This is a genomic window from Bacteroidota bacterium, assembly GCA_039821555.1.
GTDB lineage: Bacteria > Bacteroidota > Rhodothermia > Rhodothermales > Rubricoccaceae > JBCBEX01.
Window position 1 is genome coordinate 273,035 of the sequence record JBCBNX010000002.1, and the last position, 16,203, is coordinate 289,237.

The following is a 16,203-nucleotide window of genomic DNA, read 5'->3' on the forward strand; positions in this document are numbered from 1 at the left end:
TGTTGGGGGTCGATCTTCGGACCGAGCTTGCCCTCAACACCGCGCTCACGAATCCCTAGCGCCGCGCCGTTCCTGCTGCATGACCTTTCTCAACCCCCTTGTCCTGCTCGGCCTCGCGGCGGCGGCGATCCCGCTGCTGATCCACCTCTTCAACTTCCGCAAGCCGCGGCAGGTGGACTTCTCGACGCTCGCGTTCCTCAAGGAACTCCAGCGCTCGACGATGCGGCGCGTGCGCGTCAAGCAGTGGCTGCTCCTCGCGCTACGAACGCTCGCGATCCTCTGCCTCGTGCTGGCGTTCGCGCGGCCCGCCGTCGAGGGTGCCTGGGCGGGGCTGTTTGGGGGACGCGTGCCGACCTCGATGGCCGTCGTGATCGACAACTCCCTCTCGATGACGCAGCGCGACGCGCAGGGGGACTACCTCGGGCAGGCCCGCGACCTCGCCGCCGCACTCGCCGAGAGCCTGGAGCCGGGCGACGAACTCGTCCTCGTCCCGACCGCGCCCACGGAGAACGTGCAGCCCGCCTCGTTCTCGACGGCCGAGCCCGCGCTCGACGCCATTGAGCAGTTGGAGGCAGCCCCGGGCGCGCGAACCCTGACCAATGCCATCGCGCAGGCGGCAAGTCTGCTGGAGGACGCGGCCAACCTCAACCGCGAGATCGTAGTCGTGACCGACGCGCAGCAAGCAACGCTCGTCGACTCCACCGGCATCGGCATCCCCGATGACCTCGCGCTGACGCTGCTACCAGTCGGCGCGGGGCGCTCGGCGAACGTGGCCGTGACCGATGCGCGCGTCGAGAGCCGCATCGTCGAAGCCGGACAGCCGGTACGGCTTTCGGCGACGCTGGTGAACTACTCTGACGCGCCGCTTGACGACGTGGCCGTACGCGTCCTCCTGGACGGGCAGGCCGTGGCGGAGACGGCGGCGAGCCTCGCACCGGGCGTCCCGACGACCGTCCCGTTGACCGCGACGCCCCCGACGCGCGGCTGGCTCGCAGGCACCGTCAAGATCGAGGCCGATGCCTTCGAGGCGGACGACGTGCGTCACTTCGCGCTCCATGTCCCTGCGACGCGCCGCCTACTCGTGGTCCAGGGCGACGGCCAGCGCGCCGACCTCGTGGCGCTTGCTCTCACGGTCGCGGATGACCGCACCGCGTTCGATGTGACTACGATCCCCGAGGCGTCGCTTCCCGCCGCCAGCCTCGACGCCTACGACGGCGTGGTGCTCGTCGGCCCGGCAACGCTCTCCTCAGGCGAGACCGCGGCGCTCGCGCGCTATGCCGAGGCAGGCGGCGGCCTGCTGGTCTTCCCCGGCGACAACACCGGCGACCTCTCGACGCTGCTCGGCGCACTCGGCGGCGGGCGCTTCGCGGGCACGGTGGGACAGGAGGGCGGCCCGCCCATCGGCTCGTTCGACCGCGTGGACACCGAGCACCCGCTCTTCGACGGCATCTTTAGCGCAGACGACACCCAGCGCCGTCTCGAACAGCCCGATGTGTTCTTCGCCGCGACCTACGCGCCTGGCGGCGGTACCGAGCAAACGCTGATCGCGCTACCCGGCGGGCGACCGTTCCTGCAGGAGGTGCGCCATGGCCAGGGCACCGCACTTGTCTACGCCGTCGCGCCCGACCCAGCGTGGAGCGACTTTTCGGTGCGCGGGCTGTTCGTGCCGCTACTCTACCGCTCGGCGTTCTACCTTGCGCAGAACGAGGACGACGAGGCTACCCGGTTCACGGTCGGCGAGCTCGCCACGCTTCGCCTCGGCGGCGTCCGCGAGGGCACGCCGGTCCGGCTCGTTGCACCGGAGGACGTGGGTTCGGAGACGGTACCGGAGCAGCGTGCGTTGCCGGGCGCGCTGCTCGTCGACGTGCCGCCCGAGGCCATACCTGCGCCCGGCGTCTACGACGTGCGGCAGGGCAACACCCTGCTCCGCCGCATCGCCGCGAACCTCGACGCCCGCGAGTCGAACCTGACGCGCCTCGATGCCACCGATGCTCGCGACGCGCTTGCCGAAGCCACAGGCCGACCTGTTCGCCTCCTGGATGCAGCCGGAGGTGCGGGCCTACGTGCCGCCGAGCAGTTGCAGACCGAGCGTGCGGGCATCGAACTCTGGAAGACGTTCCTGTGGGTCGCGCTCGCGTTCCTCGTCGCCGAGATGCTCGTGGCGATGCGGTGGCGGTCGGAGAGTGTGCAGGTGTGAGTGTTTGAGGGCGGGAGAGAATGGGTTTCGAACGGGTGCGCTCGGTCAATACCCTCTCTCATGCATCGTTCGTTTTCCCTCTTGTGCGCGCTGATTGCGCTCCCCGCGTCCTCCCAGACGCCCTGCGCTCTTCCCTCAGATTTTCCTGACACGTTTGGGCTTACTGCAAGTCGAACTGGTCGCGACCACTCGCAGCTTTTCCATCTGGATCAGATGTGGATGACTCTCACCATGAACACGTCCCCAACCTCGGGTTCCAGTCAACCGGAGGTGCGATCCATAAGCCCTTTGTTGGTAGAGCCAGACTCTGTTGCTGCGATCGTTCGTCCTCTTTACCGCTTTGCCTACGAGACAATCTGCGGCATCCGCTTCCCATCCGAGGGCGATCCTATCACACTGACCTATGATGCTCCTGTGGCCGAGATTTGGATCGAGATCGGCGATGCATCGCTTGGGACGCGGCTCAACGCCGCTGCGCTACCTGACGCTGCCGTGGCGTTGTTTGGGGAGTTGGAGCGGTTGGTGGCCGAGAACGAGTGAGCAACCAAGCTCACCGCTCGCGCAAAGATCGTGTGGCGTCGCAGCCAAACCGCAACCCAAGGCGCCACAGAAAGTTGAAGGGGCACGCTTTCCAGAGCGCGGCTTTTGTGCAACGTTCTCGGAAACGCCCTCCGTTCATCCACCGACCCGCTTTCGTTTGCAGCCGAAGACCACCCGCGAATCCGCGATCCTCGTAGGCGTCCAGACGCCCGAAACGACCCGCTATCATCTCGACGAGAGCCTCGATGAACTCGAACTCCTAGCCGACACGGCCGGGGCGGACGTGACCGACCGCCTCACGCAGAACATGACCACGCCCGCCGTCGCGACGTACATCGGCAAGGGCAAGGTGCAGGAGCTGAGGCAGCTCGTCGAGAAGCGCAAGGCGGACCTCGTCATTTTCGACGACGACCTTTCGCCGGTACAGGCGCGCAACCTGGAGCGCGAGCTCGAATGCAAGCTCGTAGATCGCTCGGGGCTGATCCTGGACATCTTCGCCGGACGCGCGAAGACGGCGACGGCCAAGACACAGGTGGAACTCGCGCAGCTCGACTACCTCGTGACGCGCCTCACGCGCCAGTGGACGCACCTCTCCCGCCAGAAGGGCGGCATCGGGATGCGCGGGCCGGGCGAGACGCAGATCGAGACGGACCGCCGCCTCATCGGCCGCCGTATCGCCGTCCTGAAGGACAAGCTCGACCGCATCGACCGGCAGCGGACGACCCAGCGCAAGGGCCGCGCCGACCAGACGCGCGTCGCGCTCGTGGGCTATACCAACGCGGGCAAGTCGACGCTGATGAACGCGCTCGCCGAGGACGCCAAGGTGCACGCCGAGGACCGCCTCTTCGCCACGCTCGACGCGACGACGCGCAAGGCCTTCCTCGCGCCCAACAAGCCGGTGCTGCTCTCGGACACGGTCGGCTTCATCCGCAAGCTCCCGCACAAGCTCATCGAGAGCTTCAAGAGCACGCTCGACGAGACGCGCGAGGCCGATGTGCTCCTGCACGTCGTGGACGCGAGCCACCCGTATTTCGAAGACCACATCCGCGTCGTCAACCAGACGCTGAAGGACCTGGGCGCACTCGACAAGCCGACGCTGATGGTCTTCAACAAGCTCGACGTTTTGGAGGAGCGCGGCCTGCTGGCGAGCCTCCGGGCGTCGTACGAGAACGCGGCATTCGTCTCCGCGCTGCGCGGCATCGGGCTGGATCGGCTGCGCGAGCAACTGCTCGACGTGATCGAGGCCGACTACCGCGAGCACGCCGTCGTGCTGCCCGTCCGCGCGGGCAAGGAGCGCTCGTATCTCCACAAGGTTGCCGAGGTGCACACGGAAGTGCCTGTGACGGCGATCCTGGAGGGCGCGGCTGATGACTCGACCGCGATCCCCGCGCTCGTGATCCGCTACCGGGTCGCGCCGAAGAACGCCGACGACCTCGACCGCATGCTCACCCGCTTCGCCGACCTCCGCGTCGTCTCGACGCTCGGTCCCGATGCCCTCCTGAGCGGCGACGGCCAGGCAACGGCGATTCCCGACGCGCTCGTGAGCGACACCGTGCGCTCAGCGTAGATGATGTCCAGCGCTGGGCCGTTTCGGCTAGGATCGGCCAGCGAAAGACCTTGCAGCTTCGCCGCGTCCGGTCGTAGTTCTTACCCGTACCACCATCACCACTCGCGCCTGGCGCATCGCTGATCGCTTGGCATGAGTATTGACCCGCTCTCGGGGGTATCGAAACACGTGCCTCCGTGTGCCGTCTGAGCCACCATGACTGTCCAAGACCTTCTCGACCTGACGCTCGAACCGCTTCGCGCGGACGACGCCGTCTTTGACGCCCTCACCGAAGCGGTGGAGGCCGAGGTCGAGCAGTTCCCCGTCGTGGACGCCGAGGGCCGGCTGGTCGCGCTTGTTTCCGAGACGCAGCTCATGGAACACGCCGGTGCTAGGACGCCCATCGGCAAACTTCCTGCTGGCAAGCCCGTCCGGGTTCGCAGGGACACGCACAGCTTCGAGGCTGCGCTCCAGATGATGCGCCACCACCTCGACGTGCTCCCCGTGGTAGACGAGGACGAGGTGCTGCTCGGCGTGGTGCGCCGGACGACGCTCTTCGACACGCTCTCGCGCATGCTTTCCGTCGGCGACGCGGGCAGCATCGTCGTGCTGGAGATGCCCGAACGCGACTACGCGCTCGGACAGATGATCTACGTCGTCGAGCAGAACGGCGCGAAGGTGCTCAGTGTCGCAAGCGAGCATGAGCCGAGTGGGATCGTCCGCGTGACGCTCAAGCTCAATGTGTCAGACAGCAGCCGCATCCGCGCTGTGCTTGAGCAACGCGGCTACCGTGTGGCCGCCACCTTCGGCGAGGAAGAGCGCGACGAGGAGCTGCAGTACCGCGTCGAGCAGTTCATGCGCTACCTGGATCTGTAGGACCGCCTGCGACCTTTGGTCACTGGTTCGGTCGCCTACGGCCCCCTCGTGGGACGCTCGCGTCGTCCGCTATCGTCACTGGTTTGAGGTTCGCTGAGCGGCGTGACCTGGTCCCTTCATCGGGTCGTCCCCGCGTACGCGGGGACCCACGAGGTTGTCATGTAGCTCGGCCAACTACACCGCCACGAATCAGCACGATTCCACATCTCACCGGCTCTCCGCTTTCTCGTCCCATCGTCTCGCTCCGCCCGGTGAAATGCCCCCGGATCGAAGCTATGAGCCCCCGCACAGGGATCTGAAGTGCGCTGCCTTCGTGGAAGAGCCTCGCTGAACCGACGATTCCAACCCAAACGAGCGTGGTTTTAGCTTATAACGTACACGTTTCACGGTGAAACATCTTGTCTTTTAGCTTGATCGTTAGCTATGCCTCACATTGACTCGGCGCATTCGTTCGACGTGATCGTGGTAGGCGCAGGCCATGCAGGCTCCGAGGCTGCGCATGCTGCCGCACGGATGGGTGCGCGCACGCTGCTCGTCACGATGAGCCTCGAAGCCATCGGGCGGATGTCGTGCAACCCGGCCATCGGCGGGATCGGGAAGGGGCAGATCGTCCGCGAGATCGACGCGCTTGGCGGACTCATGGGTCGGGTCACCGACCGGACAGGCGTGCAGTTTCGGATGCTCAACCGTAGCAAGGGGCCAGCCGTATGGAGCCCTCGCGCGCAGAGCGACCGCGCGGCCTACGCTGCCACCGTCCGCGAAGAACTCGAAGCGATCCCGACGCTTTTCTTCCGGCAGGACATGGCCGTAGAGGTAGTCGTGGAAGAGCGGGGGGGACGCAAGCACGCCATCGGCATCCGCACCCAGACGGCGCAGGAGTTCTACGCCCCGTGCGTCATCCTCACGAGTGGAACGTTCCTCAACGGCACGATCCACATCGGCGAGCGGCAGTTCGGCGGAGGCCGCAGCGGCGAGCGCGCGGCAGTCGGCCTGAGCGCGTGCCTCGAACAGCACGGCTTCGAACTCGGCCGCCTCAAGACCGGCACGCCACCGCGCATCGACGGGCGTACCATCGACTACAGCGTCTGCGAGGAGCAGCCGGGCGATACCGAGCCGTCGCCGTTCTCCTTCATGAGCGACGCGCTCCCCGACGGGCAACTCTCGTGCTGGCTCACCTACACCAGCACGGACGTCCACGACACGCTCCGCACCGGCTTCGAGCGCAGCCCAATGTTCGCAGGCCGCATCCAGGGACGCGGCCCTCGCTACTGCCCGTCGATCGAGGACAAGATCGACCGCTTCGCTGACAAGCAGCAGCATCAGCTCTTCCTCGAACCCGAGGGGCGCGGCACCTACGAGGTTTACGTCAACGGCTTCTCGACGAGCCTGCCCGAAGCAGTGCAGGTGGCGGCGCTGCGACAGATCCCCGGGCTGGAGCAGGCACACATGCTGCGGCCAGGGTACGCGATCGAGTATGACTACGTCCCACCGTACCAACTTCGCTACTCGCTGGAGACGAAGGCCATCGACGGACTCTTCTTCGCCGGGCAGATCAACGGGACGACAGGCTACGAGGAGGCCGCAGCGCAGGGCCTCATCGCAGGCATCAACGCCGTTCAGCGGCTTCGTGACGAGACTCCGCTTGTGCTCACCCGTGACCAGGCCTACATCGCCGTGCTGATCGACGACCTCGTGGCGAAGGGGACGGACGAGCCCTACCGCATGTTCACGAGCCGTGCGGAGTACCGCCTGCTGCTGCGTCAGGACAACGCCGACCTTCGGCTCACGAAGCTTGGGCATAACCTCGGGCTCGCCACGCAGGAGCGCCTCGCGCGGATGCGTGCGAAGGAAGCGGCACTGGCGCAAACCATCACGGCCGTCGAGGGCGCGTCCGTCAGGCCCGAGGAGGTGAACGGCTACCTCGAATCGATCGGCTCGACGCCGGTGGGGCAGGGGCTGAAGCTCGGCAAGCTCGCGCTGCGCCCCGAGGTCAACCTCGCCGCACTTCTCGACGCGACTGAACGGCAGCACCTCGTGACCAAAGGCCCCGGCCTGGAGTCGACGCTGGAGCAGGCTGCGACGGCACTCCGGTACGCGGGTTACCTCGAACGCGAGCAGGCACAGGTCGAGAAGATGCAGCAACTTGAACGCTACCGTGTGCCGGCGGGCTTCGACTTCGACGCGGTCGGCGCAATCACGATGGAGGCGCGGGAGAAGCTCGCTAGGATCCGACCGGAGACGCTCGGCCAAGCTAGCCGGATCAGCGGCGTCAGCCCGGCTGACATCTCAGCGCTGATGGTGCTCTTCAAGCGGAGGGGAGCGACGCCTTCTGGCGATGGCGCCGATGCTCCTGCCGATGTTTCACGTGAAACATCGCACCGTGAAACAGCTCGAAATGAGGCGTAGACGCACATGAGCTCTTGGAATCCGCTCGACGCCTGCACGACTGAGCAGCGAGACCAACTTGCTGAATACGAGCGCCTACTCCTCGACTGGAACGCGCGGGTCAACCTGATCTCGCGAACCACAGACTCGGCGGTCGTCTTTGAGCGGCATATCCTGCACAGCCTCGCGCTCGCCGAGCATAGCTTTCCCGACGACTGCGCCGTTGCCGACTTCGGGACAGGAGGGGGGCTGCCAGGCGTGCCTCTCGCCATTCGCTTTCCGGCCGTGACGTTTCACCTCGTGGACAGTACGCTCAAGAAGCTCCGCGCCATCGAGGACATGGCAAGCCAACTCCGGCTCACGAACGTGCACGTCCACCACACCCGCGCAGAGAAATGGCGCTGGCGTGCACACTATGCCGTCTCACGCGCCACCGCACCCCTCGACGCGCTCTGGCGGTGGTACGAGCGAAGCCGCATCGTACTCGACGTGCCATTCGGCGAGAACGACTGGATGCCAGGCTTGCTCTGCCTCAAAGGCGGCGATCTCCGTGACGAGATTGCCGTTCTGGCGAAGCGACGCCCGATGCTTTGCATCGAAGAGACGCCGCTGAAGCCGCTGCTGGGCCCGGCTTACTTCGACGAAAAAGTCCGTCTGCATGTGACGGACCCTGCGTGGACGTGAGGCCTCAGAGTCGATAGCTGAGCGAGACGATTACGCCGCTATGCCGAAGGTCGGTAAACACAGCGTCTGCATCGTCGCTCGTGACGTCGCTCAAGCTGCGGTGGTAGCGGACGGAAACCTCGTAGCGCTCAATGCCGAGGGCCGCGCCGATCTGGCCTGCGATTGAGGTCCCGTTGAAATTGTCTGTGGTGATGATGCCCGTTCGGCGATCGCCGTCCGCGATGACCTCAATGCCTTCGTCCAGCAAAAACTCGAAGGCCAGCCCGCCGAGAAATCCCACTGTCACACCCGGCCTCAACTTGACGTCGGCACGCGCCAGGATCGGTACGTCTAGGTAGGCAAGCCTGAGCTCGGTCACAGCATCCACGAGCGGGCCCCCGTCGATGCTGATTTGCCCCTCTGACGTGGCACCCTTCCCCATGTAGAAGAGCCCGACCTCGACAGCAACCTGCCTTGCCACGGGCAGGCGGCGCTGTAGCACCAGCCCTGCTGTCGGAAACACAAACGAGGAACGGTCCCCCGGCGACTCGCCTCCGACGACGGTGAATCCGCTTACACCGAGGTGCCCGCGCAACGCGGTTTGAGCGTGGGCGAGGGAGCCTAAAGACGCGAGCAGCAAGACCAGCGCAATGCTTCGTAGAACGGGCAAAATGGGGAGCATCGGAGTAGCGGAGGCGTAGGAGCGAACGCCTCCAAGGTACCAGGACCTACTGGGGTTTCGGGTCCCATTCGGGATCGCCCCCGCGCCTGTGGTCCGCCACGTTTTCGCGTCGGCGCGTAGCTTTCGGTCTCCGCTGTCCACCCCACCGCCATGTCCAAGTCCGATCGCTCCCTCAACAAGACTGAGCGCCTGTTTGCGTTGGTGCTGCTGCTGCAGAACCGGCCCAACATGACCAGCCGCGATCTCGCGGAGCACTTTGGCGTGAGCCGTCGGACGATTTTCCGCGACCTCCGTACGCTGGGCGAGTCGGGGGTCCCGCTCACCTATGCTGAGGGCGGCGGCTACGAGATCCTGGAAGGCTATCAGCTCCCTCCGCTGATGTTCTCCGCACGCGAGGCCGCCACGCTGCTGGTGGGCTTGGAGTTCGCCAAGCTGCAACCGGACGCCTCGCTCAAGTCGGACTCCGATGCCGTGGCGCTCAAGATCCGCTCGGTACTGCCCGAACAGGTACGCTCCTACATCGATCGGTTGCAGGAAAGCACCGTCTTGACGCCGTACCTGCAGGACATGAATCCGACCGGTGCCAATGACGAAGAGGAGGGCAAATGGTACGCGCTCTCGGAAGCCGTCGCCCGACAGCGCGTCGTCAAGATGGACTACTACGTCTTGAGCCGTGACGAGGTGACTGAGCGCAACGTCAACCCACTCGGGCTGGTCTACTACGCCGACCATTGGAATCTCATCGCCTACGACCAACTGCGCGACGACATCCGCAACTTCCGCCTCGACCGCATCCGGGCGATGAAGGTGCGGATGCGCACATTCGAGCGGCCGCGCAGCTTCGACCTGATGGACCACCTCCGCGAGCGGGGGACGAGCCCGAACAACCTCCGCATGCGCGTCTGGTTTGCTGAGCGTGCCTACCGCTGGGCCCGGCGCGGCGTGCCCGCCGACATCGAGGAGGAGGTCCAGCGCGACGGGGGCACGGAGGTGACGTTCTACTTCGAGAACCCCGACTACGTAGCCCGCTGGCTCCTCCGGTGGGGCGCCGACGCTGACGTGCTCGAACCTCAGGTGCTCAAGGACCGGGTCCGCGAGAAGGCGCTTTCGCTGGCGAAGCAGTACGCCTGAACCCCTCAAAACGAGGCTCCAGCGCCGATCTTCGGTGCCGATGTTTCACGTGAAACATCGCGAGGTCTGTGGTTCGGGGACATCAGTCGCAGCGCCGAAGCTTAGCGTAGTCGCCCCCAGGCCCCGACTTCCGGACGGCGCTTGGGTTGCCCGTGTAGCACACGTCGGTGTTGAAATACAGCCGTGCACGAACTGATTCCGACGGCGAGACGGCCGCCTTGATCTGGCTCTGTCCGTCGATCACGACGGATTCGGCCAGGAGGTCACGCGCCTCCAACTGTGCGTCGATGTCGAGATCAGCGTCGAGGCGCGTGGCAGTGCCGTCCAGCGTCACGATGGCTCGCGGCCCTTCGCGGAGGACGAACGTGCCGGCGGCAATGTCGGTCACGGCAACCTGGGCGTCCGGGCCTGTTTCGAGGCGCGTGAGTGACGGCACCGTGATCGTCGCGCTGAGGCCCGATCTCGTTCGCAGCGGCTCGCGGGCAAAGACATAGAGGCGTCCATCTCGTACCTGGGTTTCCACGTACTCCACGAGGTTGTCATCGGCCATGACTGACACGCTGCGCTGAGGCCCGACCACGATGGTGGCCGACAGACGCTCGCCGATGAATACCTCGTCGAACGCCTCCACGGTCCGCCTCTGCATCGCCGCTTCGCCGCTGCCGACCGTGCGAATCGTCCGCTCGCGAGCGATGTAAGGATCAGGCAACTCCACGTCATTCGCGGCAGTCGTGTAGACGCGCGTGTCACCTGAGGAGGCGTCGGGCTGGAAGTAGAGCGAACTCGGGAGCCGGATGCGCCCGCCACCCGCCGCGTTGAGGCGCACCTCGCTTGCCATCAGCGCCTCGGCATCGATACGCGCTCCGCCCCCAGCCTCAACCGTCAGTTCGTTAAGCGACCCCGAAGCCGTGATGACGGCGCCGCCACCGAGGTCGAGTGCCAGCGGTTCTGTTTGATCAAAGTGCGCGGTCACCCGAGCACCGCCGCCACCGTCGATCCGCGACCACATAGGTGCCGTCACTCGGACCACGACCCCGCCCGGGGAATTGCGCCAATCCAACGGACGCACGACAAGCACAGAGCCCTCCACAACCGCCTCGATGAGGTCGAAGTCGGATGTTCTCGCCTCGACCGATACGCGCTGGGTACTCCCAGGCTCAAGCTCGAAGGTGACGCCATGTCCGACCGAAAGCGCGTTGAAGGCGGGGAGATCGAAGGTGCGGGCGATGCGGGCATCTTGCGCCGAGCAGACGCTAGCGAGCACGAACGCGAGCGCAGCCACGGTAAGAAGACGGGACATGAGACAGAGAGATGAGCGCGAAGAAACGAGTTGCACTGGGCCAGACGAGGCGGCACCCCGGAAGGATACAGGTTACCCTGTCAACGAATGTCTCGACGTCAGAACGGCGGCCGCTAACGACCTACGCAGCCTCGGCTATCTCCTTGACCGGCAGCAACTGCAGCAACAAGCGCTCGGCCGTCGCCACGTCCTTCACGTCCTGGATGATCGCGCGGAGGCGACCCTTCTTAGTGTCACGTAACACATACCGCCGCTTCTGCGCCGCGAGCCGTTCGAGGAAGGGGTTGAAGACGACCTCGTAGAAGTAGAGGTCTTCCTCCTGCGTGGGCATGTCAAGCCACAGCCGGTTGTTCTTGAGCTGCACGCGCAGGAGCCGGAGCGGCGTGACTATCAGGCCGAGCTTGGTCGACGCGAGCAGGTGCGTCACCTCCTTCGGGACCGAACCGAAGCGGTCTCTCAACTCTCGGGCAAGGTCGTCCACCTGCACTGGCTCCGACGCTTCGCTGAGTCGACGATAGAGGTTGAGCCGCTCGAAATGGTTCGAGACGAACGCCTCCGGAATGAACGCGTCCTCGCCGATGTCGACGCTGGGCTCACGGACGAGCGGCGGCGGCGCAGCCTCCTCGTCGAACACCTGGCGGAACTCGTCGCGGCGCAATTCCTGCACGGCCTCGTCGAGAATCTGGTGGTACGTCTCATAGCCGACGTCCTCGATGAAGCCGCTCTGCTCGGCTCCGAGGAGCGCACCCGCCCCGCGAATGTCGAGGTCGCGCATGGCAATGTTGAAGCCACTCCCGAGGTCGGAGAACTCCTCGACAGCGCGCAGCCGCTGCCGGGCCTCGCGCGTGAGCGTGTGCACGCTCGGGACGAGGAGGTAGCAGAACGCTTTCTCGCCACGACGCCCGACGCGCCCACGCAACTGGTGGAGGTCCGACAGCCCAAAGCGCTCGGCGTGGTTGATGATGATCGTGTTCGCGTTCGACACGTCGAGCCCGCTCTCCACGATGTTGGTGCAGACGAGCACGTCGAACTTGCGGTCCATGAAGTCATGCATGACGCCTTCGAGGACGGTCGGCTTCATCTGACCATGGGCGACCTGAATACGAATGTTCGGGACGAGCGCCCGGATCGTCCCCGCGACCTCCTCGATGTTCTTCACGCGGTTGTGGACGAAGAACACCTGGCCGCCGCGGTTGACCTCGTAAAGGATCGCGTCGCGGACGAGGTCTTGATCGTAGGCGTGGATCTCCGTGACGATGGGCTGGCGGTTGGGCGGCGGCGTCGAGATGATCGAGAGGTCGCGCGCACCCATGAGCGAGAACTGGAGCGTTCGCGGAATAGGTGTGGCTGTTAGCGTTAGGGTGTCAACATCAGGCCGAAGTTTTCGGAGCTTCTCCTTAGCCGATACCCCAAACTTTTGCTCCTCGTCGACGACTAAGAGACCCAGGTCTCTGAATTGTATGTCTTTAGATAAAAGTCGTACCGTGCCAATAACGATGTCGATCTCACCCGCTTTTAGGAGCGAGGCAACCTCTTTCTGCTCAGCGGCGGAGACAAACCGAGAAAGCTGAGCGAGCTGCACGGGGAAGCGCTTCATTCGCTCGGCGAACGTCTCGACGTGCTGCGCGGCGAGAATCGTGGTCGGGACGATGACCGCGACCTGCTTGCCGTCTTGCACCGCCTTGAACGCGGCGCGCACCGCGATCTCAGTTTTGCCGAAGCCGACGTCGCCACAAACGAGGCGGTCCATTGGGATTGGCAGCTCCATGTCGTCCTTGACGGCCTGCGCCGAGGCGGCCTGGTCCGGGGTGTCCTCGTAGGGGAACGATGCCTCCAACTCCTGCTGCCAGATTGTATCGGCCTGGAAACCGAAGCCCGTCGACTGCTTGCGCTTGGCGTAGAGCTGGATGAGGTCACGCGCGATGTCCTTGACGCGCTTCTTGGTGCGCGCCTTAAGTCGCTCCCACGCGCCCGTGCCGAGCTTCGTCAGGCGCGGTTGATGACCCTCTTTTCCGCTGTATTTGTGTAGCTTATGCAAGGCACTCACGTTGACGAACAGCGCGTCCCCATCGCGGAAGGTGAGCTTGACCGCTTCCTGCTGCTTCTCGCGGACTTTGATTTTGTGAAGCCCCGCGAACTGCCCGATGCCGTAGTCGACGTGCACGACGAAGTCGCCGGGCGTAAGCGTCTTGAGTTCACGCAGGCTCAGGCCGCCGGTCGACTTCGCGCGCCGCCGCGCCGTTGGGCGGTGGTAGCGATTGAAGAGCTGGTGGTCGGTGTAGACAGCAAGCCCCGCCGCTGAGACCTCGAAGCCTTCGTGGATCGACTCGACAACGAGCGTGGCGTCGGGCGGGCGGTCGTCGTCGGTGAGCAGTTCCGTCAGCCGACCTCGCTGGGAGGCGCTGTCGCAAAGGATGACCGTGTCGAGATCGCGCCGTCGGTTGTCGGCGAGTGCCCGCCGCAGCCGACTCATGTCGCTGTTGAACGCGGGCTGCGGCGCGGCGGTGAGGTCGAGCGCGGTCGGCGCGTCGTCGGAGAATGTGCCGAAGAGGAGGCGACCGTGCTGGCTGAGGACCCCCGTCAGGGCATCGCCGGTGAGGTAGCGCGCCTCGGGCGGGGCGAGCTTCGCGGCGGCGGCCACCTCGGCGTCCGTGTTTGCATCACGGAGACGTTCCTCGTAGGCCTCCTCCGCCTCGGCATAGCGGCTCTGCGCGTGCTCGGCAAGGCGCTGGCTGTCGAAGAGCGCGAGGAGTGTGTCGTCAGGAAGGTGCGTAAAGAGCGGCGTGAACGAGCCGGTCGTGGCAGCGTCGAGGTTGGGGACAAGGCGCGCGACGGGGAGCGTGGCGAGGGAGCGCTGCGTCGCCGGGTCGAACTCGCGCAGCCCGTCGATCTCATCGCCGAAGAACTCGATGCGGACGGGGTAGTCGCCTGCGAACGGAAACACATCGAGGATGCCGCCGCGGATCGCGACCTCGCCCTGGGTGCCGACGAACTCGACGGCCTCGAAGCCCTGCTCGACAAGCCGCGCCATCAGGTCTTGCGGGTCGATCTCGTCGCCGGGCCGGATCGTTAGTGTCTCGTCGGCGACCGTGTCCGGCGGCGGTACGAGATCGCTCAGCGCGTCGACGCTCGTGACAAGGATGCCCGCGAAGCCCTCGCGGAGTTGCTGGAGCACGTCGGCCCGCTGCGCGATGGGCGTCGGGTCCGCGACCTGCCCGGCATCGTACGGATGCTGCCCGGTGGGAGGGAGGTAGAGCAGGTCGGCAGAATCTGCGACGAGTTGTTCGAGGTCGCTGCGGAGGTAGCTCGCCGCCTCACGCTCAGCGAGAATCGCCACGACGAGGCGTTCGGTGTGCGCGGCGAGGTCTGCAAGGACGAACGCGGGGAGCGAGCCGACTGTCCCGCGCAGCCGTAGTGCGCTGTCGGTGAGCGTGACGGCGCGGGCGCGGACCTCTGCGAAGAAGTCGGTGTTGGCGAGGCGGGCCTGGACGGTGACGAGCGTCGAGGGCATGAGACGGCAGGGTGTGCGGGATCAACAGCCGTCGTTTAACCGAGGAGCGGAGGGCGGGTTCGTGGCGGGTCGGTTCTCCACAATCCGACCCTGCCACCTCCAGACGGCCGTCCCTAGGCTTCGGCGATCGCCGTGAGCAGGGCACGGTCGGCGTCCGTGAGCGGGACACTGCGGCGCTGCATCACCGCTTCGGCCACCCGGAGCGCCTTATCAAGGCGATAGCGGGCCAGCCCGCCGTCTTGCCAGCCTCCCCACGAGAAACTTGGAATGCGGCGCGGCGCGAAGCCACCGCCGTAGAGATTGCACGACACGCCGACGACGGTACCCGTGTTGAACATCGTGTTGATGCCTGCCTTCGAGTGGTCGCCCATGACGAGGCCGAGAAACTGCGTCCCGCTCGGCAGAAACGTGTCGGCGACCGCGTCGAAGAGCGTCACCTCGCCGTAGTCGTTGCGGAGGTTGCTCGTGTTGGTGTCCGCGCCGAGGTTGCACCAGCGCCCGATATAGGCATTGCCGAGGTAGCCGTCGTGCCCCTTGTTGGTGTACGAGTGGACCACGCTCGCGCTGACCTCGCCGCCGACCTTAGACCACGGCCCGACAGCGCTGCCGCTGATCCGACTAAGCATCTTCAGCTGCGCCTGCTCGCCGAAAAAGACCGGCCCTTTGGCGACCGCGCCCTCGAAAATCGTGGCTCCTGCGTCGATGTAGACGGGCCCGTGTTCCGCCGTGACGATGGCACCGGGCTTGACCGTCGCGCCGGGGGCGAGGTAGATCTGCTCCGGGTTGACGAGCAGCGCGCCGTCGTGGATCGTCGCGCCGTCGTGGCCGCGGTGGCCAAGCGCTTCAACGTCGGCAGCAATACGACCGCCAACGTCGTCGAGCAGGTCCCAGAGGTGGGTAATCATCGAGGCGTCCGAGACGTCTTCCGTAGGGATGCCCTCGACCGCGGCCAAGCCGATAGCGTCGGTGTCGAGCAGCGTAGCATCCGGGTAGGGCAGCCATGCCGCGACGAGCGTATCGCCCTGCACGAAGGCGCGTGCCGTCTCGCGGGGCTGCGCCGCTGCCTTCAGCCGGTCGAGCAGCGCGCCGGGCTCGGGCCGGTAGCGTGCATTGACGAGCAGCATGCCAGCATGATCGTCGGGCAGTGCGTTGACCGTGGCCTCGGGATGCTCCTGGGCCGTGACATCCGCGATGAGGCGACGGGTGTGCAGGACGAGGCCATCGTGCGGGAAGGCTGCCCGTTGCGCCTCGAAGAGCGTACGAACGCCGAGGCGGAGGTCGCCCGCGGCACGCGTAAGGACGAGCGGTTCGAGGTGGCGGACAGCCTCGTCTTCAAACAGGCAGAGGTGCACGGCGAGAGGTGTGGATGTGC

General features: G+C 65.7%; 11 protein-coding genes. 7 read left to right on the plus strand and 4 right to left on the minus strand.

Annotated elements, in window-relative coordinates; translation table 11 throughout:
* The first annotated feature begins 79 nt into the window (after positions 1-79).
* The 6 genes from AAFU51_03820 to AAFU51_03845 all read left to right on the plus strand — a co-directional run bounded on the left by AAFU51_03820 (position 80) and on the right by AAFU51_03845 (position 8,228).
* A complete protein-coding gene (locus AAFU51_03820) occupies positions 80-2,197 on the plus strand; it encodes a BatA domain-containing protein (protein ID MEO1570374.1) in 2,118 nt (705 codons plus the stop codon).
* 414 nt (positions 2,198-2,611) lie between these two features.
* Complete coding sequence (locus AAFU51_03825) at positions 2,612-2,737, plus strand: hypothetical protein (GenBank protein ID MEO1570375.1); 126 nt, start codon at positions 2,612-2,614, stop codon at positions 2,735-2,737.
* Positions 2,738-2,894: 157 nt separating this feature from the next.
* Positions 2,895-4,304, plus strand: coding sequence for a GTPase HflX (hflX, locus tag AAFU51_03830; protein MEO1570376.1), 1,410 nt, complete (start codon positions 2,895-2,897; stop codon positions 4,302-4,304).
* Between the two features lie 195 nt (positions 4,305-4,499).
* On the plus strand, positions 4,500-5,159 hold the full coding sequence (locus tag AAFU51_03835; GenBank protein MEO1570377.1) for a CBS domain-containing protein: 660 nt from the start codon (positions 4,500-4,502) through the stop codon (positions 5,157-5,159).
* A 423-nt stretch (positions 5,160-5,582) separates the two neighbouring features.
* Complete coding sequence (mnmG, locus tag AAFU51_03840; protein ID MEO1570378.1) at positions 5,583-7,565, plus strand: tRNA uridine-5-carboxymethylaminomethyl(34) synthesis enzyme MnmG; 1,983 nt, start codon at positions 5,583-5,585, stop codon at positions 7,563-7,565.
* Between the two features lie 6 nt (positions 7,566-7,571).
* The gene (locus tag AAFU51_03845; GenBank protein MEO1570379.1) at positions 7,572-8,228 is read left to right on the plus strand and encodes a 16S rRNA (guanine(527)-N(7))-methyltransferase RsmG; all 657 of its coding nucleotides are present in this window, start codon (positions 7,572-7,574) and stop codon (positions 8,226-8,228) included.
* 4 nt (positions 8,229-8,232) lie between these two features.
* Here AAFU51_03845 and AAFU51_03850 read toward each other — a convergent pair whose 3' ends face one another.
* Positions 8,233-8,889 carry an outer membrane beta-barrel protein gene (locus AAFU51_03850; protein ID MEO1570380.1) on the minus strand — a complete coding sequence of 219 codons (657 nt, stop codon included), beginning with the start codon at positions 8,887-8,889 and terminating at the stop codon, positions 8,233-8,235.
* A 150-nt stretch (positions 8,890-9,039) separates the two neighbouring features.
* Between AAFU51_03850 and AAFU51_03855 the strand changes: the two genes are divergently transcribed.
* Positions 9,040-10,020, plus strand: coding sequence for a YafY family protein (locus AAFU51_03855; protein ID MEO1570381.1), 981 nt, complete (start codon positions 9,040-9,042; stop codon positions 10,018-10,020).
* 82 nt (positions 10,021-10,102) lie between these two features.
* On the opposite strand, the gene AAFU51_03860 is transcribed toward AAFU51_03855, so the two are convergent.
* The 3 genes from AAFU51_03860 to AAFU51_03870 form a co-directional block, all read right to left on the minus strand.
* A complete protein-coding gene (locus AAFU51_03860; protein ID MEO1570382.1) occupies positions 10,103-11,320 on the minus strand; it encodes a DUF2807 domain-containing protein in 1,218 nt (405 codons plus the stop codon).
* A 121-nt stretch (positions 11,321-11,441) separates the two neighbouring features.
* Positions 11,442-14,831 carry a transcription-repair coupling factor gene (gene mfd / locus AAFU51_03865; GenBank protein MEO1570383.1) on the minus strand — a complete coding sequence of 1,130 codons (3,390 nt, stop codon included), beginning with the start codon at positions 14,829-14,831 and terminating at the stop codon, positions 11,442-11,444.
* Positions 14,832-14,944: 113 nt separating this feature from the next.
* Entirely contained in the window at positions 14,945-16,183 is a 1,239-nt protein-coding gene (locus AAFU51_03870; GenBank protein ID MEO1570384.1) for a putative sugar nucleotidyl transferase, read from the minus strand.
* Positions 16,184-16,203 lie beyond the last annotated feature (20 nt).

What these genes read in the sequence shown, in the direction of transcription:
- AAFU51_03820 (MEO1570374.1), top strand. Translation starts at nt 80, where the DNA reads ATGACCTTTCTCAACCCCCTTGTCCTGCTCGGCCTCGCGGCGGCGGCG.
- AAFU51_03835 (MEO1570377.1), top strand. Translation starts at nt 4,500, where the DNA reads ATGACTGTCCAAGACCTTCTCGACCTGACGCTCGAACCGCTTCGCGCG.
- mnmG (MEO1570378.1), top strand. Translation starts at nt 5,583, where the DNA reads ATGCCTCACATTGACTCGGCGCATTCGTTCGACGTGATCGTGGTAGGC.
- AAFU51_03845 (MEO1570379.1), top strand. Translation starts at nt 7,572, where the DNA reads ATGAGCTCTTGGAATCCGCTCGACGCCTGCACGACTGAGCAGCGAGAC.
- AAFU51_03850 (MEO1570380.1), bottom strand. Translation starts at nt 8,889, where the DNA reads ATGCTCCCCATTTTGCCCGTTCTACGAAGCATTGCGCTGGTCTTGCTG.
- AAFU51_03855 (MEO1570381.1), top strand. Translation starts at nt 9,040, where the DNA reads ATGTCCAAGTCCGATCGCTCCCTCAACAAGACTGAGCGCCTGTTTGCG.
- AAFU51_03860 (MEO1570382.1), bottom strand. Translation starts at nt 11,320, where the DNA reads ATGTCCCGTCTTCTTACCGTGGCTGCGCTCGCGTTCGTGCTCGCTAGC.
- mfd (MEO1570383.1), bottom strand. Translation starts at nt 14,831, where the DNA reads ATGCCCTCGACGCTCGTCACCGTCCAGGCCCGCCTCGCCAACACCGAC.